The 25667-nt window shown below is 66.9% G+C and carries 20 protein-coding genes; 11 read left to right on the forward strand and 9 right to left on the reverse strand.

Annotation, left to right across the window (positions count from 1 at the left end):
• Complete coding sequence (purF, locus tag IIE29_RS12905) at positions 1 to 1482, reverse strand: amidophosphoribosyltransferase (RefSeq protein ID WP_209325701.1); 1482 nt, start codon at positions 1480 to 1482, stop codon at positions 1 to 3.
• A gap of 63 nt (positions 1483 to 1545) precedes the next feature.
• The gene (locus tag IIE29_RS12910) at positions 1546 to 1989 is read right to left on the reverse strand and encodes a hypothetical protein (protein WP_209325702.1); all 444 of its coding nucleotides are present in this window, start codon (positions 1987 to 1989) and stop codon (positions 1546 to 1548) included.
• A 176-nt stretch (positions 1990 to 2165) separates the two neighbouring features.
• Between IIE29_RS12910 and IIE29_RS12915 the strand changes: the two genes are divergently transcribed.
• Positions 2166 to 3143, forward strand: coding sequence for a universal stress protein (locus IIE29_RS12915; RefSeq protein WP_209325703.1), 978 nt, complete (start codon positions 2166 to 2168; stop codon positions 3141 to 3143).
• 18 nt (positions 3144 to 3161) lie between these two features.
• On the opposite strand, the gene IIE29_RS12920 is transcribed toward IIE29_RS12915, so the two are convergent.
• From IIE29_RS12920 to IIE29_RS12935, 4 genes are all read right to left on the reverse strand, one after another.
• The gene (locus IIE29_RS12920; protein ID WP_209325704.1) at positions 3162 to 4058 is read right to left on the reverse strand and encodes a DMT family transporter; all 897 of its coding nucleotides are present in this window, start codon (positions 4056 to 4058) and stop codon (positions 3162 to 3164) included.
• Positions 4059 to 4125: 67 nt separating this feature from the next.
• A complete protein-coding gene (locus IIE29_RS12925) occupies positions 4126 to 5568 on the reverse strand; it encodes an aldehyde dehydrogenase family protein (protein WP_209325705.1) in 1443 nt (480 codons plus the stop codon).
• Positions 5565 to 5966, reverse strand: coding sequence for a sterol carrier family protein (locus IIE29_RS12930; protein ID WP_209325706.1), 402 nt, complete (start codon positions 5964 to 5966; stop codon positions 5565 to 5567). Before IIE29_RS12930 ends, IIE29_RS12925 begins: the two co-directional genes overlap by 4 nt.
• On the reverse strand, positions 5966 to 7093 hold the full coding sequence (locus IIE29_RS12935) for an asparaginase (RefSeq protein ID WP_209325707.1): 1128 nt from the start codon (positions 7091 to 7093) through the stop codon (positions 5966 to 5968). The genes IIE29_RS12930 and IIE29_RS12935 overlap by 1 nt, the downstream gene beginning before the upstream one ends.
• Before the next feature lie 33 nt (positions 7094 to 7126).
• Between IIE29_RS12935 and purD the strand changes: the two genes are divergently transcribed.
• The 9 genes from purD (at position 7127) to purQ (ending at position 18239) form a co-directional block, all read left to right on the forward strand.
• On the forward strand, positions 7127 to 9415 hold the full coding sequence (gene purD, locus IIE29_RS12940) for a phosphoribosylamine--glycine ligase (RefSeq protein WP_209325708.1): 2289 nt from the start codon (positions 7127 to 7129) through the stop codon (positions 9413 to 9415).
• Between the two features lie 346 nt (positions 9416 to 9761).
• Positions 9762 to 11408, forward strand: coding sequence for an amidohydrolase (locus IIE29_RS12945; protein ID WP_209325709.1), 1647 nt, complete (start codon positions 9762 to 9764; stop codon positions 11406 to 11408).
• Complete coding sequence (locus IIE29_RS12950; protein WP_209325710.1) at positions 11405 to 12592, forward strand: ABC transporter ATP-binding protein; 1188 nt, start codon at positions 11405 to 11407, stop codon at positions 12590 to 12592. The genes IIE29_RS12945 and IIE29_RS12950 overlap by 4 nt, the downstream gene beginning before the upstream one ends.
• A 1-nt stretch (position 12593) precedes the next feature.
• Positions 12594 to 13757 (forward strand): polyamine ABC transporter substrate-binding protein, encoded by a 1164-nt coding sequence (locus tag IIE29_RS12955; RefSeq protein ID WP_209325711.1) that lies wholly within the window; start codon positions 12594 to 12596, stop codon positions 13755 to 13757.
• The gene (locus IIE29_RS12960) at positions 13754 to 14743 is read left to right on the forward strand and encodes an ABC transporter permease (protein ID WP_209325712.1); all 990 of its coding nucleotides are present in this window, start codon (positions 13754 to 13756) and stop codon (positions 14741 to 14743) included. The genes IIE29_RS12955 and IIE29_RS12960 overlap by 4 nt, the downstream gene beginning before the upstream one ends.
• A 1-nt stretch (position 14744) precedes the next feature.
• Positions 14745 to 15584, forward strand: coding sequence for an ABC transporter permease (locus IIE29_RS12965; RefSeq protein WP_209325713.1), 840 nt, complete (start codon positions 14745 to 14747; stop codon positions 15582 to 15584).
• Between the two features lie 123 nt (positions 15585 to 15707).
• On the forward strand, positions 15708 to 17129 hold the full coding sequence (locus IIE29_RS12970; RefSeq protein WP_209325714.1) for an NAD(P)/FAD-dependent oxidoreductase: 1422 nt from the start codon (positions 15708 to 15710) through the stop codon (positions 17127 to 17129).
• Positions 17130 to 17247: 118 nt separating this feature from the next.
• Positions 17248 to 17505 carry a phosphoribosylformylglycinamidine synthase subunit PurS gene (gene purS, locus IIE29_RS12975; protein ID WP_209325715.1) on the forward strand — a complete coding sequence of 86 codons (258 nt, stop codon included), beginning with the start codon at positions 17248 to 17250 and terminating at the stop codon, positions 17503 to 17505.
• Positions 17502 to 18239, forward strand: a complete 738-nt coding sequence (purQ, locus tag IIE29_RS12980) for a phosphoribosylformylglycinamidine synthase subunit PurQ (RefSeq protein ID WP_209325716.1) — start codon at positions 17502 to 17504, stop codon at positions 18237 to 18239. Before purS ends, purQ begins: the two co-directional genes overlap by 4 nt.
• Positions 18240 to 18324: 85 nt before the next feature.
• Here the strand turns inward: purQ and IIE29_RS12985 are convergent, their stop codons facing one another.
• The 3 genes from IIE29_RS12985 to IIE29_RS12995 all read right to left on the reverse strand — a co-directional run bounded on the left by IIE29_RS12985 (position 18325) and on the right by IIE29_RS12995 (position 24115).
• Positions 18325 to 19974: a hypothetical protein gene (locus IIE29_RS12985; protein WP_209325717.1), complete on the reverse strand. Its 1650-nt coding sequence runs from the start codon at positions 19972 to 19974 to the stop codon at positions 18325 to 18327.
• 324 nt (positions 19975 to 20298) lie between these two features.
• Positions 20299 to 22380 carry an ABC transporter ATP-binding protein gene (locus IIE29_RS12990; protein WP_425491466.1) on the reverse strand — a complete coding sequence of 694 codons (2082 nt, stop codon included), beginning with the start codon at positions 22378 to 22380 and terminating at the stop codon, positions 20299 to 20301.
• Position 22381: 1 nt separating this feature from the next.
• The gene (locus tag IIE29_RS12995) at positions 22382 to 24115 is read right to left on the reverse strand and encodes an ABC transporter ATP-binding protein (RefSeq protein WP_209325718.1); all 1734 of its coding nucleotides are present in this window, start codon (positions 24113 to 24115) and stop codon (positions 22382 to 22384) included.
• A gap of 203 nt (positions 24116 to 24318) precedes the next feature.
• Between IIE29_RS12995 and IIE29_RS13000 the strand changes: the two genes are divergently transcribed.
• A complete protein-coding gene (locus IIE29_RS13000) occupies positions 24319 to 25428 on the forward strand; it encodes a DUF6882 domain-containing protein (protein ID WP_209325719.1) in 1110 nt (369 codons plus the stop codon).
• Positions 25429 to 25667 lie beyond the last annotated feature (239 nt).

Genomic DNA, 25667 nt, shown 5'->3' on the forward strand with positions numbered 1-25667 from the left:
TCAGCATCCTTTGTCGGCAGGGGTGTTGTTGACGGGAATCGGGTACTCGCCCGAGAAGCAGGCGGTGCACAGCTGACTGCGATCCTGTTGGGTGGCGGCGATCATGCCGTCCAGAGAGATATAGCCCAGGGAGTCAGCGCCGAGGTTGTCGCAGATCTCGTTCGTGGTCAGTCCGTTGGCGATGAGTTCGGCGCGAGTGGCGAAATCGATGCCGTAGAAGCACGGCCACTTCACCGGCGGAGAGGAGATGCGGATGTGGATCTCCTTCGCTCCGGCCTCCCGCAGCATCCGGACCAGTGCGCGCTGGGTGTTTCCGCGCACGATCGAGTCATCGACGACGACGAGGCGTTTGCCCTCGATGTTCTCGCGCAGCGGGTTGAGTTTGAGACGGATGCCCAGCTGACGCAGGGTCTGTGAGGGTTGGATGAAGGTGCGTCCGACATAGGCGTTCTTCATCAGCCCCTGACCGAATGGGATGCCGGAGGCCTCGGCGTAGCCGACGGCAGCCGGGGTTCCCGATTCGGGAGTGGCGATGACGAGGTCGGCGTCGACCGGGTACTCCTCGGCCAGCTGCCGGCCCATCTGGGTCCGGGCGGCGTGGACGTTCTTGCCGGCGAGGAGGCTGTCGGGTCGGGCGAGGTAGACGTATTCGAAGACGCAGCGGGCCTGCTCGGCCTCGGCGAAGCGGTGGGAGCGCAGGCCGTCCTCGTCGATGGCGATGAGCTCGCCGGGTTCGACGTCGCGGACGAACTTCGCACCGACGATGTCGAGTGCCGCGGTCTCCGAGGCCACGACCCAGCCGTTCTCCAAACGACCCAGCGACAGGGGCCGGACCCCGTGCCGGTCGCGTGCGGCGTAAAGAGTGTGCTCGTCCATGTACACGAGCGAGAACGCGCCCTCGACGTGCGGCAGCAGGCTCAGCGCCGCCTCGGTGAGGTTCTCTCCCTGTTCGGTCGCGAAGAGCTCGGTGACCAGGGAGGTGTCGTTCGAGGAGTCCCGGAAGGGCCGGGTCCGTGCGGTCTTCTTCGTCGCCTCCTCGACGACCTTCGTCGCATGGTCGCGACGCGAATCTGCCATGGCTTCGAGAGCGTCGAAGTTCGTGAGGTTGCCGTTGTGGGCCAGTGCCACGGTGCCGAAAGGGGTCGGGCCCAGCGTGGGCTGAGCGTTCTCGAAGGAGGGCGATCCGGTCGTCGAATACCGCGTGTGACCGACTGCGATGTGCCCCTGCAGGAGCTCGAGGTCGCGCTCGTGGAAGACCTGGGAGACCAGGCCCATGTCACGGTAGATGAGGATCTGCTTGCCGTTGCTGGCAGCGATGCCGGCGGATTCCTGCCCCCGGTGCTGCAGGGCATAGAGCCCGAAGTAGGTGAGTTTGGCGGTTTCTTCGCCGGGTGCCCAGACTCCGAACACACCGCATTCGTCCTGCGGTCCGCGGTCCTGGGGGTCGATTTCGTGCGTCAGCTGCCCGTCTCCTCTTGCCACGAGTGAAATTGTCTCATACTCGCACGCCCGCGCAGCCGCAGTGGTCAGACTGTGGAACGGCGCTCAGACTGTGGAATCCGGGGCGGGACCGCGGTCGGCTCGTCCGTCGTCGGGGTCATCGGCGTCGGTCGGCGCATCGGTCGCATCCGCCGCGGCGTCCGCAGCGTCCGGGTCCTCCCCGCGGGCTTCGGCCAAGCGACGCCGAGCGACTTCCTTGGGATCGTCGACCATGTCGATCTGCGCATCGACCCGGTACTCTCTGGCCCTCTTGCGTCCCGCCCAGTCGAGGATGAGCGCGAAGAGCCCGCCGAGGAACAGACCGGCGGTGCCGAGGACCAGCAGCATCAGGCCCATCCCCTTCGACACCGTGTACCCCATCGGCATGTCCTCCGGGTCGACGAAGACCGCGAGGATTCCGGCGAGGATGACGCCGAGCACCGCGCCGATGCCCATGAACACCGAATACTTGGGGCTGCGACGGACGGCGACGTCGATCTGGTCCTTCATGATCTCCTTGGGCACGGGGCCGCGCACGGCCGCGGGGACACCGGGGAAGCACCCCGGCACAACAGGTCGCGAACAGTCTAGTCGAGTCAGTCTGAGCCTCCTCCCAGGCAGTCTCACACCGGCTCCCATAAACTGGACACATCCAGCTGACCGGTTCACGAGACAGAGGTTCTGATATGTCCCATACGATCATCGTCGGCATCGACGGTTCCGACAACGCACGCTGTGCCCTGCAGTGGGCGATCTCGCACGCGCAGAGGACCTCCTCCGAGATCCGCATCGTCTCTGCCTACACCGTCCCCGGAGTCACCATGGGTCAGGCCGACATCGTCTACCCCGCCGACTTCGACGAGGCAGTGAAGAAGGCTGTATCGGACATCGCCGAGGCGGCCGCCGACTCGGTCACGTCGGCCGGGGTCCCCGTATCGACGACGATCGTGCCCGGCGACGCCTCGGGGGTGATGGTCGAGCACTCGAAGAACGCCGATCTCGCCGTCGTCGGTGCGCGCGGCCGCGGCGGTTTCGCCGGTCGCCTGCTCGGCTCCGTGGCCCTGGCCATGCCCGCGCACTCACACTGTGCCACGGTCGTCATCCCGAGCACCTGGCCCACCCGTGTCATGCCCGAGCGCCCGCTGCCGATCGACCAGCCCGTGCGCTCACAGGATGTCCCGAGCGCCGAGGCGGACGGACGCCGGCGTCCCGATTTCTCCGGTGAGATCGTCGCCGCGGTCGATCCCTTCGAAACCGACACACCGGTCCTGCGGGCGGCCGCCGCCCAGGCCGCGATCTACGGCACACCACTCCACCTCGTCGGTGTCACCGCCACCCACATCCTCTCGCCCGAATGGATGCCCAGTCAGGAGCATCTGGTCCGGATGTACGACGAGGCGGAGAGATCCTTCGCAACCGCCGTCGAGGGTCTGCGGAGAGACTTCCCCGAGCTCGACGTCCGGTTCTCGATCTTCGACGCACCCGCCACCGAGGTGCTCGTGTCCGCCACCTACACCGCGGATCTCGTGGTCATCGGCTCCCGCGGTCGCGGCGGATTCGCCTCCACCGTCCTCGGCTCGACTTCGCAGGGGGTGCTCTCCCACGCCGTGTGCCCGGTGCGTGTGGTGCGGGTGACCAGGCGCCAGCCCACGCGGCGCCGCTGAGGAGGATCGGCCGCGTCCTCAGCCGAGGGCGATGAACCCGATTCCCGTGACGACGACGAGGGCGCCGGCGAGCTTGAGCGCGATGTTCTTCTCCCCGAAGAACCACCAGGCCAGGAGTGTGCCGATGATGATCGAGGTCTCGCGCACGGGGGCGACGAGCGCCACCGGAGCCTGCTGCATCGCGAACAGCACGAGCACATAGGCCAGGGGCGAGAGGATCGCCACGGTCATGAGAGCCCGCTTGTGTTCGCGGAGGATCGCACGGAAGTCCTCTCGTCGTGCGGCACCTCCCGGCAGCCCGATGATGCCGGCGGTCATGAGCACACCGACGCAGGCCTCCGAGACGGCGAAGTAGAGCAGCGGGGACTCGCTGATGTGGTTGACCGCGAAATCGTCCCACAGGGTGTAGCAGGCGATGAATGCCCCGATCAGCCCGCCCCACGCGAGGCCCCGGCGCAGCCCGGAGCCGCTCGTGGGTCCTGCGCCGCCGGCTCTCGGGCGGATCGTGACGACTGCGATGCCGGCGATGACGGTGAAGGCGCCGAGCACCTCGGTCAGCGTGGGGCGCTCGCCGAGGAGGGCCACGGCGATGATGATCGTCACCACCGGCCCGGTCCCCCGCGCCGTCGGGTAGACCACGCCCAAGGGAGCGTGGTCGTAGCCGGACTGCAGGGACACCGAATAGGCGATGTGGAAGACGGCGCTGAGCGCGGCCGCTCCGACCAGTGCCCAATTCAATGGCTGCGTCCCGGAGGCGATGATGACGATCGCGACCGGGATGAGGAGGACCGCCGAGAGCCCGTGGTAGGCCAGCACGAAGGCATAGCCCTTGCCGGTCACCGACTTCGCGGCCAGGTTCCACAGCGCGTGGGCGACCGAGGCGATGAGGACGAGACCGAGCACCGGGAACGTCATCGGGCCACCTGCTTCCGACAGGCCGGGTGGCGCCGCGGACGCTCCTGCCGCATCCCCAGCTGCGCGTTCACAGCTTGATGGCGACGGTCTTCGTCTGCGTGTACTCGTCGAGAGCCTCGATGGACTTCTCCCGCCCGTAGCCGGACTTCTTGAACCCGCCGAAGGGAAGCTCGACTCCCCCGCCGGCCCCATAGGTGTTGACGAAGATCTGTCCGGCCTCGACTTCGGCGGCCACCCGGTGGGCGCGGGAGATGTTCTGCGTCCACAGTGCCGTGACGAGGCCGTAGTCGGTGCCGTTGGCCAATGCCACGGCCTCATCCTCATCGGCGAAGGGCATGGTCACGACGACGGGACCGAAGACCTCCTCCTGAGCGATCCGCGACTGCGGGTCCACGGAGTCGACGAGGGTCGGGGTGATGAAGGCACCTGCGGCAAGATCATCGGCCAGTCCCTCCGGCCGCCGATCGCCGGTGACGATCTGCCCCGAGTCGACCTCGGCGAGGAAGCCCTCGACCCTCTCGTGCTGTTTGGCCGAGATCAGGGGCCCGAGCATCGGGTCGTCGAGGCCGTAGCCGATGGTCACCTCGGACATCGCCGCGGACATCTTGTCCACGACCTCGGCGTGGACGTCGCGGTGGACGAGGAGTCGGGACCCGGCCGAGCAGGTCTGCCCGGCGTTCTGGATGATCGAGCGCAGAAGGGACGGTATCGCCGCATCGACATCGGCGTCGGCGAAGACGATGTTCGCTGATTTCCCTCCGAGCTCGAGGACCGTGGGCACGACCCTCTCGGCGGCGGCACGGGCGATGGCGGATCCGGTCTGGGTGGAGCCGACGAAGCCGAGATGGGCCACGCCAGGATGCGCGCTCAGGGCCGCTCCCGCCTCGGCGCCGAGGCCGGTGACGACGTTGAACGCACCCGCCGGGAAGCCGACGGAGTGGATCAGCTCGGCCAGCCGGACGGTCGATCGCGGAGTCTCGTCGGCGGGTTTGGCCACAGCGCAGTTGCCCGTGGCCAGGGAGGTGGCGGCGGCTCGACCGATGAGCTGGAGCGGATAGTTCCAGGCCACGATGTGCCCGGTCACCCCGTAGGGTTCGCGCCGGGTGTAGACGTGCATGTCATCGGCCATCGGGATCGTCTGCCCGTAGTAGGACTCGATGGTGTGGCCGTAGAACTCGAAGTAGCGGGCGCAGACGTCGACATCGGCATAGGCCTGTGTGACCGGTTTGCCCGTGTCCTCGGATTCGAGGCGGGCGAGTTCGTCGCGGTTGGCCGTGATCACGGCTGCCGTGGCCACGAGCAGGGCCGAGCGCTGCTGCGGGCTCGTGCGCTTCCACTCCCGCTGCGCCTTCGCCGCTGCCACGACGGCGCGGTCGACCTCGTCGGCGCCTCCTCGGGAGACGTCGCCGAGGTGGCCGCCGGTGGCCGGGTCGATGTTCGGATAGGTGATGAGGGAGGGCACATGCCGCCCGCCGATGAAGGACGTCGTCTGGGTGATCTGGGCGCTCATCGTCGATCCTCGAGTTCTGCCGTGGTGAAGAGCGGGAGGTGCTCGCTGAGGTCGGCTCGGGTGCCCGAGGCCTCGATGCCGCCTCCGGCGAGCGCGGTGGCGAAGTCGGTGCGTCCGGTGACGAGCTCCAGCCATACCCCGGCGGAGGTCTCGACGACGTTCGGCGGCGTGCCGCGGGTGTGGCGGGGGCCGGCGATGCACTGCGTGACCCCGAACGGCGGGACGCGGACCTCGACGCTGTTGCCTTCGGCGCGGGCGGCGAGCTCTTCGAGGGTGAACCGCACGGCCGTGGCGATGGTCGAACGGTCGGCCGGGGCGGCGTCGAGGGCCGCCTGCGCCGCCCACATCTCCAGTGCATTGCGCCCCTGGTCGGGGTCGATCCTTCTGCGAATCGCCATCAGTCCCTCTTCCTCTCACGGATTCTGGCAACATCTTCCCCGAGCGCCAGCCGCCCGACAACGTTCGTCCGCCCTTCGGAATCCGTGCCGCCGGTGACCGGGTCCGTGATCGCTGCGATGACAGCGGCCAGGTCCTCGTCGCTGACGCCCGCCGCCGAGGCGGAGCCCGGGCCGAGGTCGAAGGCTCCGGCGCGCTCGAGGAGGGTAAGCGCGACGAGTCCGGTCGCCCGTGACGAACCGTCGAGGCATTTGAGCGCCACCGAGTATCCGGACCTCGTGGCCATGACGATGACGCCTTCGGCCCCGCCCTTGGCGAACACGCCGAGGCGGTCGATGACGGTCGAATTCGGCCGACCGTGGCCTTCGATGGCCCAGGGGCCGGCGAACACCGCATCGATGAGGGTCGTCGCGTGCTCCGCGTAGGCCCTCCAGGCGGCCGGGGCGGAGGCGCCCTCGGTCGAACCTCCCGTCCCCACCACGCGGCCGATGGCCCGAGCCAGGCCGGTGAGGCTGAGCGCGAACACCGGGGCTCCGCAGCCGTCGACCCCGACGGCGGCCGGCGTCTCCCCGGCGAACGCCTCGACGACCTCGGCGACGCGGGCCTGCACGGGATGGTCGGCGGAGAGGTAGGTGGACGTGTCGGCGTCGATCGCCCGGGCAGCCATGAGGAAGGCCGTGTGTTTGCCGGAACAGTTGAAGTAGAGCGGAGACCTCGGGTCCGTGTCGGGCTCTCCCGCCGCGCGCAGCTCCTCCTGCAGGCGGCGGCGGAACGCCCCGTCGGCGGGGTGGACGGACGGGCACTGCAGATCCTCGACTCCGAGTCCTGCGGACTCGAGCATGGACTCGACGACCTCGACGTGCCCGGACTCCGAGCGGTGGGAGGCCGTGGCCAGGGCCGCCGCCGGGCCGGAGATGTCGGCGCCGAGGCTCATCGCCGCGATCGCCTGCAGCGGCTTGAGGCTCGAACGGGTGAACACGGGCACTTCGGGGGCACCGAGGCGGATCACCGGCGACCCTTCGGGATCGAGGACGACGGCGGATCCGATATGACGGGATTCGGTGAATCCGCTGCGTATGACGACGGCGAGCTCAGCGGCTTGTGCGCGGGTGAAAGTCGAACTGGTCACGCACTCAAGCCTACGACCCTTTAGGCTGGTGGCGTGAAGGTTCTTGTCATCGGTTCGGGCTCCCGTGAACACGCCCTCGTCCTCGCTCTCTCACGCGACCCGCAGGTCGACGCCGTCATCGCCGCACCCGGCAATCCGGGGATCGCTCAGATCGCCCACACCGAGGCCGTCGATGCCTCGGACGCGGCCGCGGTGACTGCTCTGGCCGAATCGCTCGACGTCGACCTCGTCGTCATCGGCCCCGAGGCGCCCCTGGTCGCCGGGGTCGCCGACGCCCTGCGCGAGGCTTCGTTCCCGGTCTTCGGGCCGAGTTCGGAAGCGGCCGTGCTCGAAGGCTCGAAGGCCTTCGCCAAGGAGGTCATGGAGTCGGCGAACGTGCCCACCGCGCGCACCGTGGTCGCCTATTCCGTCGACGAGGCGGCCGCCGCACTGTCCGAGTTCGGTGCCCCGCACGTCGTCAAGGCCGATGGTCTGGCGGCCGGCAAGGGCGTCGTCGTGACTTCGGACCGTGAGGAGGCGCTGAGCCATGCGGCTTCCTGCCTCGAGGTCTCCGACCGGGTCGTCATCGAGGACTACCTCGACGGCCCCGAGGTCTCCCTCTTCGTCCTCTGCGACGGTCAGCACACGCTGCCGCTGGCCCCCGCGCAGGACTTCAAACGCATCGGCGATGGGGACACCGGTCCGAACACCGGCGGCATGGGCGCCTACTCGCCCCTGCCGTGGCTGCCCGAAGGCACCGTCGACGAGATCATCGACACCGTCGCCCAGCCCGTCGTCGACGAGATGGCCCGCCGCGGCACCCCGTTCACCGGCCTCCTCTACTGCGGGCTGGCGCTGACGTCGCGGGGACTGCGCGTCGTCGAGTTCAACGTCCGCTTCGGCGACCCCGAGACCCAGTCCGTGCTCGCCCGACTGAGGAGCCCCCTGGGGCAGACCCTCCTGGCCGCAGCCGAGGGCCGGCTCGACGAGGTCGGCGCCCTCGACTGGGATCCGCGCGCTTCGGTCACCGTGGTCATGGCCGCCGAGAACTATCCGGGCGCCCCGGCCACCGGCGACATCATCCGCGGACTCGACACCGCCGGAGCTCTGACCGACATCAGCGTGCTCCATGCGGGCACGAAGCTGGCGACCGGCCCCAGCGGCGGCTTCGCCCCCGAGGACGCCGTGATCACGAAGGACATCGCCGAAACCGGTGACATCGTCACCTCCGGCGGCCGGGTGCTCTCCGTGGTCTCCCTCGGCACGGACCTCACCGAGGCCCGGGAGAAGGCCTATGCGGCCGTCGACGAGATCAGATGGGACGGTCAGCAGCACCGGAAGGACATCGCCGAGGCGGCCGCGGCCGGGCGCATCGAACTGGCCGGCATCTACGGCGCACCGGAAGCAGCGGTCCCCTCGGGGGCGTCGGACGCCTCGACGACGTCGGGCGGGATGGCCGCACCCGATCTGCCGGGGTGGACTCATGTGTATTCGGGCAAGGTCCGCGATCTCTACATCCCCGAAGGCGCCGCCGATGCCGCGAGCGCCGAGTCCCTGCTCATGGTCGCCAGCGACCGGATCTCGGCCTATGACTGGGTGCTCGACTCCGAGATCCCGGACAAGGGCAAAGTCCTCACGGGGCTGAGCCTGTGGTGGTTCGACCAGCTCGCCGACGTCATCGGCAACCATGTCATCAGCTCGGATGTGCCCGAGGCGGTGCGCGGTCGCGGGCTGATCGTTGCGAACCTGTCGATGCTGCCCGTCGAATGCGTCGCCCGCGGCTACCTCACCGGCTCCGGCATGGCCGACTATCGGGCAGCGGGCTCCGTCTGCGGCGTCCAGCTGCCTGCCGGGCTCGAGGAAGCCGACCGCCTCGAACCTCCGATCTTCACCCCGGCGACGAAGGCCGCTCTCGGCGAACACGACGAGAACGTCAGCTTCGATCGGGTCGTCGAGACCGTCGGAGCCGAAGCCGCGGAGAAGCTGCGCAGCCTCACGGTCGACATCTACCAGCGCGCCGAGGCTATCGCCCGCGAACGCGGAATCATCCTCGCCGACACGAAGTTCGAGTTCGGCACCCTGCCCGACGGCACGATCGTGCTCGGCGACGAAGCGCTCACCCCGGACTCCTCCCGCTTCTGGGACGCCGACGGCTACGCTCCCGGGCAGACGCAGGCGAGCTTCGACAAGCAGTTCGTCCGCGACTGGCTGACCGAGGAGTCCGGCTGGGACAGGTCCTCGGACACCCCGCCGCCGGCTCTGCCGAACGAGGTGGTCGAGAAGACCCGCGCACGCTACATCGAGGCCTTCGAGAAACTCACGGGGCAAACCTTCCCCGGCTGACGCGCTCCGGCTTTGCCGCCGGAGCCCTCCTTCGAGCCGCCTTCCCACTCCCTCCCCGCCGCGCGGCCCCGAACACGCCACGCCTCCCTCGTCCTGCGGATATCGCAGGGTGAGACACCGATCCAGCGTTGACAGCAATTGCCATTGCACTTTCCGTCCATGATCGTCATTTACCGCAACGGATTCGGTGGATTCACCGTTCTTCTTCCGCTATGGTGACTTAACAGTGATTCAGGACACAGCCTCGGGCCTGTCCTCACTCCCCGGTCGCTCGACCGGGAATGTCCCTGCGGGACGCGGACTCCGCGGCCCGCCCGAGCTTCGACAACGCAGTCGGGAGGCAGCAGTGGATCTCGATATCCTCGACGTCACCATCTTCGACGGGCATGCGCTCCGTCCTGAGAGCCGGATCAGTGTCCGGGACGGGCTCATCACCGAGATCGGCACGGGAAGCGCGGCGACGCCCGCGGCCCGCACCATCACCGCCGCCGGCCGCCTGCTCACCCCCGGTTTCGTCGACGCCCACGTGCATACGACCTTCGGCGGCCAGGAGTCCCTGGCCTGCGACCTCAGCCAGGCGGACGGCCTCGAGGAGTCCCTGGAGACTCTGCGCCTGTATCTGGCCAGGACCGAGGGGTGGGTCACCGGCGGCGGCTGGTCGATGGCCGACTTCCCGGGCGGTGCTCCGACCGCTGAGATCCTCGACGAGGTCGCCCCGCACCGTCCGATCATCCTGCTCAGCGCCGATCACCACTCGGCGTGGGTCAATCGGGCGGCCATGGCCATCGCCGGCATCGACATCACCACCCCGGACCCGGCGGGCGGAGTCATCGTCCGCAGCGAGCTGGGCGAGCCCACCGGATGCCTGCACGAAGCGGCCATCGACCTCGTCGGCGCACACGTCCCGCCCGCCGATGATGCGACCATCCGAGCTGGTCTGCTCGCCGGCCAGACGTACCTCCACGGGCTCGGGGTCACCGCGTGGATGGACGCCATCATCGGCGACTACTCCGGTCACCGCTCCCCTTTCGACTCCTATGTCGCCGCCGAGGCGACCGGGGAGCTCGCCGCCGAGGTGGTCGGGAGCCTGTGGTGGCCCCGCGACGTCACCGACATCGACGCGGAAGTGGAGCGCCTGCTGGCGCTCAGACGCGGGGAGGGAAGGTTCCGCACCACCTCGGTGAAGTTCATGCTCGACGGCATCGTCGAATCCCGGACGGCCGCGATGAGCCGCGAATACTCCTGCTCCTGCGGCGGTTTCGGCACGAGCTACTTCACCCGCGAGCACCTCGAGGCCTCCTTCGCCGCCCTCGACGCCGCGGGCTTCGACATCCACTGCCACGCGATCGGCGATGCCGCGGTCGGAGCCGCACTCGATGCCTTCGCAGCCATCGGCTCCGTCCCCACCTCCGATCGCCGCCACCACATCGCCCACGTCCAGGTCGTCGATCCCGTCGACGTCCCCCGCTTCGCCGAACTCGGAGTCACCGCGAATCTGCAGGCGCTCTGGGCGTGCTTCGACCAGCAGATGATCGACCTCAACATCCCGTTCCTCGGCCCCGAGCGCACCGGCTGGCTCTACCCCTTCGGTTCCTTCGCCCGGGCCGGCGCACACCTGGCGATGGGCTCGGACTGGCCGGTGTCGACGGCGAATCCCTGGGAGGCGATCCACGTCGCACTCAACCGCTCGCACCCCTCGGCCGCCGACACGTCACCGCTGCTGCCCGAAGAGGCGATCGACCTGACGACTGCCCTGCGCGCCTGCACTTCGGGCTCGGCCCACCTGCTGCGTTCGCAGGCCAATGGCCGCATCCGCCTCGGCGCGCCCGCGAACCTCGCGCTGGCCAGCGCGAACCCCTTCGAACTCGACCCGTCCGAGATCAGCACCGTGACCAACGAACTGACCATCTGCGACGGCCGAATCGTCTTCGACGCCGCCGAGGGCGCGCCGCCGACCACTGTCACCCCGACTACCGCTGAAAGGCCATCATGACCACCACAGTCACCGCCGAGACGACACCGGCCACCGGGCTCGACCACCTCGAGATCCAGGGCGTGAAGAAGGTCTTCGGCGACAACACCGCCATCGAACGCCTCGACCTGTCCGTGCACAGGGGCGAGTTCCTCTCCCTGCTCGGCCCCTCGGGCTGCGGCAAGACCACCCTGCTGCGGATGATCGCCGGCTTCGAGACCCCCACCGACGGGGCGATCCTGCTCTCCGGCAAGGACATCGTCTCCCTTCCCCCGCACCGGCGGCCCGTCAACACGGTGTTCCAGTCCTACCTGCTCTTCCCGCACATGAACATCGCCGACAACATCGCCTACGGCCTCAAACAGGCGAAGGTGCCCAAACCCGAGATCGCCCAGCGCGTGCGGGAGGTCCTCGCCCTCGTCCAGATGGAGGACTTCGCCGGTCGGAAACCGGAACAGCTCTCCGGCGGTCAGCAGCAGCGCATCGCGCTCGCCCGGGCCCTGGTCAACCGTCCCCAGGTCCTCCTCCTCGACGAGCCGATGTCGGCCCTGGACCGGAAGCTGCGCGAGGAGATGCAGCTCGAGCTCAAACGCCTCCACACGAAGCTCGACACGACCTTCGTCTTCGTCACCCACGATCAGGACGAGGCCCTGGCCATGAGCGATCGCATCGTCGTCATGTACGACGGGGTCATCCAGCAGATCGGAACCGGTGAGGACATCTACGCGAACCCGGCCAACGGCTTCGTCGCCGGATTCATCGGCAAACAGAACTTCATCCCCGCCGAGGTGGCTTCCATCGACCACGGCACCGCGCGGCTGCGCACGGCCAACACCGTCCTGGAGGTCCCCTCGCTCGACCTGCGACCGGCCACCGCGGCCGGGCGGACCGAAACGCTGAGAGCAGGCGAGAGGGTGCGTGCGGCGATCCGACCCGAACGGATCCGGGTCGCTCCGGCCGGGCAGGAGCCCGCGACGGCGAACACCGCCCGCGGGACGGTGATGTCGTACTCCTTCCTCGGCGATGTCATCCAGTACATGATCACGGTCGGCGACAACGACGAGATCCTCGCCCGCGTACCGGCCGCCGGCAGCACACCCCTCAGTGCCGACGCCGAGGTGGACCTGAGCTGGGACGCCGACGCCGTGGCCGTCTACGGATGCGAAGGCGGCTCGTCCTCATCCGACCGTGAAGGCGGTGCCTGAGATGGTGCGCACCGCTGCCGATGTCACATTCCTGGCGCCGCGGGCCGCCTCGGCGAGGCTGACCCGGCGAGCGCTGCTGGCCGGTTTCGGGGTGGTCGGACTCGGTGCTCTGAGCGCCTGCGGCAAGACCACGAAGATGGCGGCCTCGCCTCCTGCCGACGGCGAGATCGAATCGAAGCTCAACCTCTACTCCTGGGGCGACTACGACAATCCCGACCTCATCGAGGCATTCAAATCCGAATACGATGTGCTCGTCCAGGTCGATTCCTACGGGTCGAACGAGGAGCTCGTCGCGAAGCTGTCGACCTCGCGGGGCACCTCCGGGTACGACGTGGTCGTCCCGACCGGGGCGAACATCCCACAGATGCTCAATCACAATCTGCTCCAGGAGCTCGATCTCAGTCTCATCCCGAACTTCGAGCACATGGATCCGAACTTCACGAACCAGTACTTCGATCCCGACAACAAGTACTCGATCTGCAAGGCGTGGGGGACGACCGGGTTCGTCTACAACACGAAGAAGATCACTCGTGAGCTCACCAGCTGGCAGGACTTCATCGACACCGCACAGGACGAGGCTGCGGGGACGACCTCGCTGCTCGAGGATCCCTGGGAGGTCTCGGCGATCGCGCTCTCGGCTCTGGGCTACAGCCTCAACACCGAAGACGAGGGCGAGCTCGACGAGGCCCGCGACATCGTCGTCGACCAGCTCGCCCCGAACACGAAGGCCTATATCGGCAACGTCGCCACCGGAATGATCCAAGGCAGCTTCACTCTGCTGCAGGCGTTCAACGGCGATGCCCGGCAGGGCCTGTACGAGGTCTCGGACCCGGAGAACTGGAAGTTCGTGTTCCCGACCCCCTCGGCGAATCTGTGGACGGACTGCTGGGCGATCGCCACGGGCGCCCAGCACCCGGATGCCGCCCACGCCTTCATCAACCACATGATCTCTCCCGACACGGCCGTCGAACAGCTCGACTACATCGGCTACCCGATCGGGACCAAGGGTCTGGACGAGCAGGCGAAGAAAGCCGATATCGACGAACCGGATCTCATCTTCCCCTCCCAGAAGGTCCTCGACCGACTCGAACCCAGCAAACAGACACCGGCCGATCAGATCCGGACGAAGATCTTCGCCGACGCACAGGCAAGGAGCGGAGCATGAGCACGACCGCGCAACCGAACCGACAGCAGCCATCTCCGACTCCGCCCCGACCGCCCGCCGCACCGTCACCGGGCCGGGCCGAGCGCGGGATCTCCGCGCGCTTCTTCGGCGCCTCGGCGATGTCGTTTCCGACCTGGGCCTATGTGCTGTTCTTCTTCGTCATCCCTGTGGCCCTGGTCGTCTTCTACAGCTTCGGGTACAAACCCGACGAGTTCACGGCCATCGCCACCGACCGGCTGTCGTTCGACCGCTACCCGGAAGCGATGACGACGAGCTTCGTGACGACGTTCTTCGCGACCCTGCGGATCTCGATCCTCGGCACCATCCTGTGCCTGCTCATCGCGCTGCCCTTCGCCTACTGGCTGGCGATCAAGGTCTCTCCGGCCCGCCGCTCGCTGGCTCTGGCGCTGGTGATGGTGCCGTTCTGGACGAACTTCCTCGTGCGCACACTCGGCTGGCAGATCATGCTCTCCCCCGACGGGTTCCTGTCGAACTGGATGCAGGCGCTCGGTCTGCTCGACGGGCCGCTCGACATCCTCTACACTCGCTCGGCGGTCCAGATCGGCGTCGTCTACAACTACCTGCCCCTGATGATCCTGCCGCTGTTCGTGGCCATCGACGCCTCCGGCAAGAAGCTGCGCGAAGCCAGCTATGACCTCGGCGCGGGGAAGGTGAAGACATTCATGCGCGTGACCCTGCCGATGGCGATGCCCGGCGTCGTCTCCGGCTGCCTGCTCGTCTTCATCCCCCTCAACGGCGACTACGTCACGGCGACGGTGCTGGGCGGGGCGAGCGGGTCGATGGTCGGCCAGCTCATCGCCAACCAATTCAACACCGCACAGAACTGGGCGGTCGGTGCGGCCATGGCGATGATCCTCATCATCTCCACCCTGGTCGTCGTCGGTGTCGGGTTCGCACTGCTCAAGCTCGGGCAGACGATCACGGCCCGCCTCAACAGCGTGCCGCTCATGGACGGGAGGGCCTGAGATGCCGAAGAAGAACACATTCGCACGTCGGACGCCGACCGATATCGCCCTTCACGTCTGGGGCATCATCGTCTTCATCTACCTGTTCGTCCCGATCGCGGTGATCATCGCCTACTCGTTCAACAACGGCAAGGTGCTCGCGAACTTCCGCGGCTTCGGACTGCACGCCTATATCAGCGGCATCAACAACGACATCATCATCTCCTCGATCGTCACGAGCCTCCAGGCGGCCGTGGGCGCTGCCATCGTCTCGACGGTCTTCGGCACCCTGGGCGGGGTCGCTCTGGCCCGGGCGCCGAAGGGCGCCTGGTGGGCCTTGGGTCTGACCGCGATCCTCGGGCTGACCCTGGTCACACCCGAGATCGTCGACGGCATCTCATTCCTGCCGTGGTTCGTCACCGTCGGCGTCGACTGGGGCATCACCCCGCTCAACAACGGTCTGGTCAGGCTGATCATCTCCCACGCGATGTTCTCCATGGCGATCGTGACCTTCATCGTCCGCGCCAGGCTCGCCGGCATCGACACCCAGCTCGAGGACGCGGCGGCAGATCTCGGAGCCACCCCGTGGCATCGGTTCAGGGACATCACCCTGCCGATCGCGGCCCCGGGCATCCTCGCCGGAGCCCTGATGTCGTTCACCGTAAGCCTCGACAACACGATCCTCTCGAGCTTCGTCCAGCAGCCCGGCTACACTCCCTGGCCGGTCTACATCTTCTCCGCCGTCCGTGTGGCCCTGCGCCCCGAGGTCGCGGCGATGTCGACGGTGATGTTCTTCCTCACCCTGGCCGCTCTCGGGTTCGTCGGCTTCGTCCTGCGCAAGGCCGGCGGCAATGCCACATAGATCATCAAGACCATGGCGGGCTGATCCTCGCCGAGGCGGGCCCGCACCCCGGGCGTCGCACGGGAGAATGAGATCCGACGCACGGCAGAGCGCATCTGCCGCACAGACAGAAAGAGATACGACATGGACGTGCACACCGCACTGGCCGACGCTTCGACAGTTCCCTATTGGCTCGACACCGAGCTGCGCCCCACTCCCCTGCCGCCCCTGACAGAGGACCGCAGCGCCGACCTCCTCGTCGTCGGAGGCGGGTACACGGGACTGTGGACGGCGCTGCAGGCCAAGGAGCGCGACCCCGAACGCCATGTCGTGCTCGTCGAGGCGAACTCCATCGGGTGGGCCGCCTCGGGGCGCAACGGCGGATTCTGTGCGGCCAGCCTCACTCACGGCTATGACAACGGCGCGACCCATCTGCCCGAGGAGAACGAGCGCCTCGCACAGCTGGGACGTGAGAACCTCGATGCGATCGAAGCCGCAGTGGCCCGGTACGGGATGGACTGCGAGTTCGAACGCACCGGTGAGCTCGATGTGGCGACCGAGGACTATCAGGTGGCCGACCTGCGTGCCGGGCACGACCCCGAGGCCGGTTTCATCTTCTACGATCAGCAGCAGCTGGCGCAGCTGGTGAAGTCACCGACCTACAAGGCCGCACTGTGGGATTCGCGTGAGGTCGCGATGGTCCATCCGGCGAAGCTGTGCTGGGAGCTGCTACGGGTCGTCCGCGAACTGGGTGTCGAGGTCTACGAGAGCACCAAGGTCACCTCCGTCACCGACCGGAAGTCCACTGTCGAGGTCACGACCGAGACGAACGAGGCGGGTGCCGGCGCGAACGAAGCGGGCAGCCGTGCGACCATCACCGCGAACCGCGTGGCGCTGGCGACGAACGTCTTCCCCTCCCTGCTCAAACGCGTCAGTCTCCACACGGTCCCCGTCTACGACTACGCGCTCATGACCGAACCGCTGACTCCCGAGCAGATGGACTCGATCGGCTGGGAGGGACGCCAGGGCATCGGCGACTGTGCGAACCGCTTCCACTACTACCGGCTGACCGCTGACAATCGGATCCTCTTCGGAGGATGGGACGCCGTCTACCATTACGGGCGCCAGGTGTCGTGGAAGTACGATCAGCGCCCGGAGACCTTCGAGACACTCGCCGAACACTTCTTCGCCACGTTCCCGCAGCTCGAGGGGCTGCGGTTCACCCACAAATGGGGAGGACCGATCGATACCTGTTCGCGGTTCTTCTCCTTCTTCACCACCGCCTACGGGAAGAAGGTCGCCATGGCGGCCGGGTTCACCGGCCTCGGCGTCGGTGCCTCCCGGTTCGCCGGAACCGTCATGCTCGACCTCCTCTCCGGTGAGTCGACCGATCTGACCGAGCTCGAGATGGTGCGCAAGCTGCCGCTGCCGTTCCCGCCCGAGCCCGCCGCCTGGCTGGGCATCAAGTTGACGACTCAGGCCCTCATCAGATCCGATGAGAACGAGGGCAGGCGAGGTCCGCTGCTCAAGGTCCTCGATGCCGTCGGCATGGGCTTCGATTCCTGAGACGCCGTCCGGGCGGTCCGGCGCACGAGCGCCCGGGCCGAGGGTCTCCAGCGCTTGATAGACTGTGGGCGAGCGCGGGAGGAACTCCCGAACACTTTCACAAAGGAGCAGAACACGCATGGCACGTGTCGTCGTTGAGGTGATGCCCAAACCCGAGATCCTTGACCCGCAGGGCAAGGCGATCTCCGGCGGACTGACACGCCTCGGCTTCACCGGGTTCGGTGAGGTCCGTCAGGGCAAGAGGTTCGAACTCGAGATCGAGGGCGAAGCCACCGAGGAGGTTCTCGCCCAGGCCCGCGAAGCCGCAGAGAAGCTCCTGTCGAACCCCGTGATCGAGAACGTCGTCGCCGTGCGCGTAGCCGAGGACGCGTCGTGACCGCTGTCGCTGAGAACCCCACCACCGCCGAGGCGGGGACCGGCTCCGGCATCTCCGTCGGAGTCGTCACCTTCCCCGGGACCCTCGATGATCGTGACGCCGCCCGAGCCGTGCGTCTGGCGGGAGCCGAGCCGGTGAACCTGTGGCATGCCGATTCGACCCTGTCCGGTGTCGACGCCGTCATCCTGCCCGGCGGATTCTCCTATGGTGACTATCTGCGCTGCGGTGCGATCGCGGGCTTCGCGCCGATCATGGAGGCCGTGGTGGCCGCCGCAGGTGCGGGCATGCCGGTGCTGGGCATCTGCAACGGCTTCCAGATCCTGTGCGAGTCCCATCTGCTGCCCGGTGCGCTCATCCGCAATGACCACCAGCATTTCATCTGCCGCGATCAGGACCTCCTCGTCGAGAATGCGGACACCGTCTGGACCGGCGACTACGAGCAGGGTCAGAGGATCCGGATCCCGCTGAAGAACGGTGAGGGCGGCTACGTCGCCACCGATGAGGTGCTCGACGAGCTCGAATCGACGAACCGTGTGGTGTTCCGCTACCAGGGGCCCAACCCGAACGGTTCGCTGCGCGACATCGCCGGAATCACGAACGAAGAGGGCAACGTCGTCGGTCTCATGCCGCACCCCGAACATGCCGTCGAGGCCGGATTCGGGCCTGAGGCCGGCGGAGGGGTCGACGGCCAGGGCGTCTTCTCCTCGGCCGTGCGTGCCCTCGTGGCACGCTGATCCCCGAACACCGAGCAGGCCGTCCCCTCTCTCCGGAGGGTGACGGCCTGCTTCGTCGTTCAGCGGTTCCCCGACGAGTCGCCGGTCATCGTTCGAACTGGATGCGACGGCGGGCGAGCAGAATCGCCGCTGCGCCACCGAGGATGAGCAGCCCGCCTGCTGCCAGACCGGTGATCTCGGCACCGGTGCGCGGCATCGAGTCCCCGCCGGAACCGCCGGCATTGCCCGAATCCGTGCCGGCTCGGGCACCCGAGTCGCTGCCGGTGACGACGAATCGACCGTCCATACCGGTGTCCATGCAGTTCGCCTTGACCCGATAGGTCCCGACATAGGCCTGCGGGTCGTCGGCAAGCCCGTAGACCTGTACCCCGGCGACTCCGTCATCGTCGCCCCGGGCCGTCTGCTCGTAGAACTTCGTGTCGAAGTCCTCGGTCCAGACTTCGAACTGCACCCGGGCGTCCGGTTCGCAGTCGGTGACGGTGAGCATCACGCCCTTGTCACGGTTGACGAAGTCGGCACCGGAGATCGTCGACGGCTCGACCGACAGAGTCGGGTCGACCACGCTGCCGTCATCGGTGACGGTGAAGGCGGCCTCGGCACTCTGGTCGCCGCAGGACGCAGTCACCAGGAACTCACCGACCCAGGCTGTGCCGCCGTCGCCTCGGGGCACGAATTCCGCATAACCGGCAGCATCCTCCCCCGCCTTCTGCGATTCCTCCCAGATGACGGTGTCGGGATCGTCGGCGGAGCTCACGCGGAAGTCCACATCGGAGTCGACGTGACAGTTGACCATCGTCATGCTCACTCCCCCATCGAGGAAGTCGGCGAGAGGCTGCCACTTCGGTGAGACCCTCAGGTCAGCCTCCGGGATGCCTCCGTCCGTCACGGAGAAGCCCGCTTCGGCGGAGTGGCCACCGCAGTCGGCCTGCACGACGAAGTCGCCGATCCACCCGTCAGCGCCGGTACCGGGCAGGAATTCCGCCGAGGCGCCGCCCTGGTCATCGACTCGAGTGCTGTCCTCCCAGTACTGAGTGTCCGGATCGTCCTCGGCGATGATGCGCAAGGTCACGTCCTCACCGGCCGGACACCCGGTCACGCTCATCGATATCCCATCGGTGAGGTAGTCGTCGATCGTTTGCGTCTGCGGAGTCACCGACAGTTCGACCTCGGCCGCTGCGTCGTCGACCACGGTGACGCTGCCGCTGAATGTCTTCGCCTGCTGACCGTCTCGCTGGACGGTGACGGTGACTTCGAGGACGTCGCCGGCCTCGAGTTCGGTGCCGCCGGTGATCGTGCCGGAGAAGACCCCGTCCTCGGCGACGGTGGCCGCTCCCTCTGAGCCGGGCTTCGCCCTCACAACATCTCCGGCTTCGAGGGAGTCGATGGTGTAGCCGATTCCCTCGGTGCTGATCTCCTCGGCCGTCGCCTCGGTCCGATCGAGAGAGAACGAAGCGCTGATCGGATCGGTCTGCTCCTCGGTGCCCTCATCCGGCGCATCCGTCGGGTCAGAGTCGTTGTGCGCACCATCGGCTCCGTCGCCGGGAGGAGCTGTCTGGCCGTCGCCCGTTTCATCCTGCCCGGGCGAACCGTCGGGATCTGAAGCGTCTTCGCCGGTGGACTGCGTCGGTTCCGCGGCTGCGGCAGGAGCGGGGGCTCCGATCTCGGCGCCTGCCGGCCCGATTCCGAGCAGTGCTGCGGTCAGCGCAATCGTCGCTGCCAGTGCCAGGCGTTTCATGGTGACCCCTCCCAAGGTTCGTCCTCGCCTGATCGAGGCGTTGGCAGGGACACTACGCCGACAGTGGCAGGGCATCGACTTTCGGTCATTTAGTACATGACGGAAATGAGATGCTCGTTATCCGCCATCGTCATCGTCGCGCCTCACCGGCGGCCCAGAGCGTTGGTCGGCAGTGCGCAGGGCCCCGTCGCGCGGCAGCCTCCACCTCGGCCGATGTCTTCCGGCGCACGGATTGAGGGCGAATCTGCATGGCCACAATGAACATCACGATTCCGCAGCGCTCGGCTCGCAGCGCCGAAAAACGTTATGTCCCGGTCCCCCGGATCAGGCCCGCTCTTCACCCGACTCCGCGTCGAGCGAATCAGCGTCCGCGGCTTCGCTCAGAGGTGCCCCGGGTTCGGCTTCGGCCTCGGCGAGAACCTCAGTGGTGAACTGCTCTTCGGCGTCCTCTCCGCGGAACTGCGACATGTAGAGGCGGTGGTAGGCGCCGCCGGCTGCCAGGAGTTCGTCATGGTCGCCGTGCTCGACGATCGCCCCGTCCTCCATCACGAGGATGGTGTGGGCGTCGCGGATCGTCGACAGTCGGTGAGCGATGACGAACGAGGTCCGATCCGTTCGCAGCGCCGCCATCGCCTGCTGCACTAGCACCTCGGTGCGGGTGTCGACCGAGGAGGTCGCCTCGTCGAGGATGAGCAGGGACGGGTCCGCCAGGAACGCTCTGGCGATGGTGATCAGCTGACGTTCTCCGGCGGAGACGCTGCCGCCGTCGGAATCGATGACGGTGTCGTAGCCGTCGGGCAGCTGCCGGACGAACCGATCGACCATTGTCGCCTTCGCCGCTTCGACGACCTCCTCGTCGCTGGCGTCGAGTCGACCGTAGCGGATGTTGTCGGCGATCGTGCCTTCGAACAGCCACGCATCCTGGAGGACCATGCCGACGTGGGACCGCAGGTCCGCTCGGCTGAGATCTCGGGTGTCGTTGCCGTCGAGGAGGATGGTTCCGCCGGTGATCTCGTAGAAGCGCATCACGAGGTTGACCAAGGTGGTCTTCCCGGCTCCGGTCGGGCCGACGATCGCCACGGTATGGCCCGGCTCGGCGGTGAAGGACACCTCCTCGATGAGCGGGGTCTCCGGCGCGTAGCGGAAGCTCACTGCGGAGAATTCGACCTTGCCGGGAGTGCGCGGCGGCAGCGTCCGGCTCACTTCGTCGGGGTCTTCCTCCTCCGCGTCGAGCAGCTCGAAGGTCCGCTCAGCCGAGGCGACGCCGGACTGGAGCATGTTCGCGACTCCGGCCATCTCGGAGATCGGCTGGGAGAACTCGCGCGAGTACTGGATGAACGCGGTCGCGTCGCCGAGCGTCATCTGCCCCGTGGCGACCTTGAGGCCACCGGCGACGGCGATGAGGACATAGCTGAGATAGGACACGAACTGCATCGAGGGCATGATCATCCCGGAGACGAACTGTGCTCCGGCCGAAGCCCTGTACAGCGATTCGTTGCGGCGGTCGAACTCGTCGAGCATCACTTCGTCACGGCCGAAGGCACGGACGATGTCGAGTCCGGAGAACGACTCCTCGACATGGCCGTTGACGTCTCCGGTGTGCTTCCACTGGGCCTTGAACAGCTTCTGGGAACGAGTGCCGATGACTCCGGCGATGATGGCCGACAGAGGCAGTGCGATGAGGGCGAGCAGTGCCAGCTGCCAGGAGACGATGAACATCATCACGCCGATGCCGATGATCGTCAGCGCCGACTGGATCAGTTGGGAGAACGCCTGCTGCAGGGCCTGCTGGATGTTGTCGACGTCGTTGGTCACCCGCGACATGACATCGCCGCGCTGCCGGGTGTCGAAGTAGCGCAGAGGCAGGCGGTTGATCTTGCGTTCGATGTCCTCACGCAGTCGGTAGACCACGCGCATGACCAGGGCGTTGAGGATGTAGCCCTGAGCCCACATGAGCATCGAGGCCACGAGGTACATGAGCAGGACTGCGATGATGATCTGACCGAGAGCGGTGAAGTCGATGCCCTGTCCGGGGACCACCTCGGCGGTGGCGAGCATGTCGGCGAAGTCATCACGTCCCTGGGTTCGCGCACCGGCGATGATGTCGTCGATGTCCGCTCCGGTCGGCAGCTGCGCACCGATGACTCCGGAGTAGACGACATCCATGGCCTTGCCGAGCACCTTGGGGGCGATGACGGTGAGGACGACTGAGCCGACGACGAGAGCGACGACGTTGATGAGTCCCAGCTTCTCGCTGGTCATGAGCCCGAACAGGCGTTTGACCGACGGCCAGAAGTGCTTGGCCTTGCGCGGGGGTGTGCCTCCGCTCATCTCGAGCTCTTCGCCGCTGGGGATGTACTCGTCGTCTGCGGACACGACGGTCTCCGTCGAGGTGTCATCGGCCATGTCAGTTCACCTCTTCCGTGGTCAGCTGGGATTCGACGATCTCCCGATAGGTCGGGTTCGTCTCGGCGAGTTCCTCGTGGGTGCCGCGGCCGACGATGCGTCCGGCTTCGAGGACGATGATCTGGTCGGCGTCGCGGATGGTCGACACGCGTTGGGCGACGACGATGACGGTGGCCTCCCCCGTCGATTCGTCGAGGGCAGCACGCAGACGCGAGTCCGTGGCGACGTCGAGGGCGGAGAACGAATCATCGAAGACGTAGATCTGCGGCTTCACGGTCAGTGCCCGGGCGATGCACAGGCGCTGGCGCTGACCGCCCGAGTAGTTCGTGCCGCCCTGGGCGACTCTCTCCTCGAGGCGGTGCTCCTTCTCGGTCACGAAATCTTCGGCCTGGGCGATGCACAGGGCGTTCCAGAGTTCGGCGTCCGAGGCGTCCTCGTTGCCGAAGCGCAGGTTCGAGGCGATCGTGCCGGAGAACAGGTAGGGCTTCTGTGGGACGAGTCCGATCAGCTGCGCCAGCTGGTGTCGGTTGAACGCGGTGACAGGGATGCCGTCGATGAGGATCTCGCCTTCCTGCGGGTCGATGAGCCTGGGGATGAGGTTGACGATCGTCGACTTCCCGGCACCCGTCGATCCGATGATCGCGGTGGTCGTACCGGGCTGTGCGGTGAAGTTCAGTCCTTCGAGGACGGGAACTTCGGCGCCGGGGTATCCGAAGGTGACGTTGCGGAATTCGAGCTCGCCTCGGCGCGGGACTTCGTCGACTCCTGCGGGGATGGTCATCGTCGTCCGGGCATCGAGGATCTCCGCGATGCGCTCGGCGCAGACGACGGCGCGCGGGATCATCATCATCATGAACACACCCATCATCACGGCCACGAGGATCTGCAGGAGGTACTGGAGGAAGGCGGTCAGTGAGCCCACTTCCATCTGTCCGGCGTCGACGCGGTGACCGCCGAACCACAGGACCGCCGCGGTCGCGAGGTGGAGGATCATCATGATCGCGGGGAACATGAGGACGAAGAGGTTGCCGACCTTGACCGAGGTCTCGGTCAACGCCCTGTTCGCGTCGGCGTAGCGGTCGGTTTCGAAGGGTTCGCGGACGAAGGCGCGGATGACGCGGATGCCGGTGATCTGTTCGCGGAGGACTCCGTTGATGTCGTCGACCTGGTCCTGCATGCGGCGGAACAGCGGCATGAGGAGGTACACGAGGACGGCGACCACGACGAAGAGGATCGGCACAGACACCCACACGAGCCAGGACAGTCCGGCGTCTTCACGCAGGGCCATGATGATTCCGCCGATGCACATGATCGGGGTCGAGACCATGAAGTTCAGGGTCATGAGCACGAGCATCTGCACCTGCTGCACGTCATTGGTGTTGCGCGTGATCAGTGTGGCGGAGCCGAACTTCCCCACTTCGAGCATCGACAGATCGTCGACCTGGCGGTAGATCGCCCGGCGCAGGTCGCGGCCGACGCCCATTCCGGTCCGGGCACCGAAGTAGATCGCGGTGATCGCGGTGATGACCTGGACGAAGCAGACCAGCAGCATCGTCATGCCCGTCGACCAGATGAAGTCGGTGTCGCCCTTCGCCACGCCTTCGTCGATGATCCGTGCGTTGAGGCTCGGCAGGTACAGGGCGGCGATGGTCGAAGCCAGTTGCAGGATGACGACCAAGATGATGAACGGCCAGTAGCTCTTGGCGTATTTCAGGGACAGGCGGAGTAGGGCCACGATGAACGTCCTGGGTGAAGAGTGACTGATGAATGAGTCGTGAGAGGCGCGAAGCGCAACAGATCACTTTACATGCATTCTCCTTGCCGCGGTAGACGAGCGGGTCCTGTCCTGACTCCTTCACTCCATCACACGGCACTGACGTAGACTGTTCCGCCGCGTGCCTCCTCGCTTCTCAGGCGCTCCCGCTTAGGCTTGAACCCATGAGCACAACTTTGCAGGACCTGGTCAATCGCGCCGTCTTCTACTCCACCGAGGTGCAGACCCACTTCGGTGGGCTCATCGCCGACGCAGAGTGGGAAGTCGACTTCACCGCAGACCCGCACCTGACGTTCAGTACGGAGAACGGTGTTGTTCTGCGCGCCCGCCCGCATCTGCTGGGCTCCGAGTCGAGTCGCGACAAGACCTGGCTGTGGGGATGGGAGAACGTCAACGACTTCCCCGAGGCGGTCGTCGGTCTCTCACATGACGTGCGCAAGTTCGGTGCGGCCGAGGAGGTCACGGAGCTGACCACCTCCGAGCTCGATCTCGATGAGGAGTTGGCCCTGCGCCTGACCCTCGCGGCGAAGGAGGCCACGGGCAAGTGGGCTCACTATCCTGCCGAGGCGGGAGCCGGCACGACGGTGTGGCTGCTCGTCGACGCTGATGCGCTTGTCCTCCCCCAGCCACAGGTGAAGGTGTCCGTGCGTGCTCTCATGCAGGGGCTGACGCAGACGACGGTGAGCGACCACCGGGCCGCGATCGAGTCGTATGTCGCCAAACGGGGCATTCCCGTCGAAGAGCTGCCGGCCGGCGGTCTGCGGATGCTGTTCGCCGATGGATCAGCCGATCTGTCCTTCGACGACGAGCGCCGGATCTCCAACTGCGATATGAATACCCCGCTGGAGGGCGAGGCCGCTGAGCAGTATGCGAAGGCAGCTGCAGGCGCCCCCGCCGAGGTGGGCACGGAGTCCACCGCTCCCCGCCCGGATTCCACGGTGGCCCCGACGCCTGCACAGTCTGTAGCGGCCGGTGATGAGTCCGTACACCACCCCGCCGAGGCGGCCGGCTCGAGTGCCGTCTCTGACTCGTCGGCACCCCATGCCGAGGACGAGTCCGCCCCGGAGCTGGTCGACGAGGCGGTCACGACGGAAGCTCCCGCTGCACGGAGCGAAGCGGACACCGGGGAACCTGAAAGGCACGCCGCCGAAGAGACAGGTACTGAGCCGGCTCCAGCGGAGACCGACACCGAATCGGCCGCTCGGGACGAGGAAGAGACACCGGCGGAGAAGCCGAAGAAGAAGGGACTGTTCTCCAAGCTGTTCGGTCGCTGATCTCCGAGACCAGTCGTTGAGGGCCGTTGCCGATTCATCGGCGACGGCCCTCAATGGTTGCTCTGAACATATGGAATGGTGGTCGGCGAACCAGCCAGCTGATCCTTCACCCAAAACAACCAGACCGCGACTGACCCCACACCCCAACCAGTCTGTGAATGCAAAAAAGAGGGGACATCCCAAACAGGATGCCCCCTCTTCCAACAAATTATTGCGGCAGTCACCTACTCTCCCACAAC

This window comes from Brevibacterium renqingii, assembly GCF_017808095.1.
GTDB lineage: Bacteria > Actinomycetota > Actinomycetes > Actinomycetales > Brevibacteriaceae > Brevibacterium > Brevibacterium renqingii.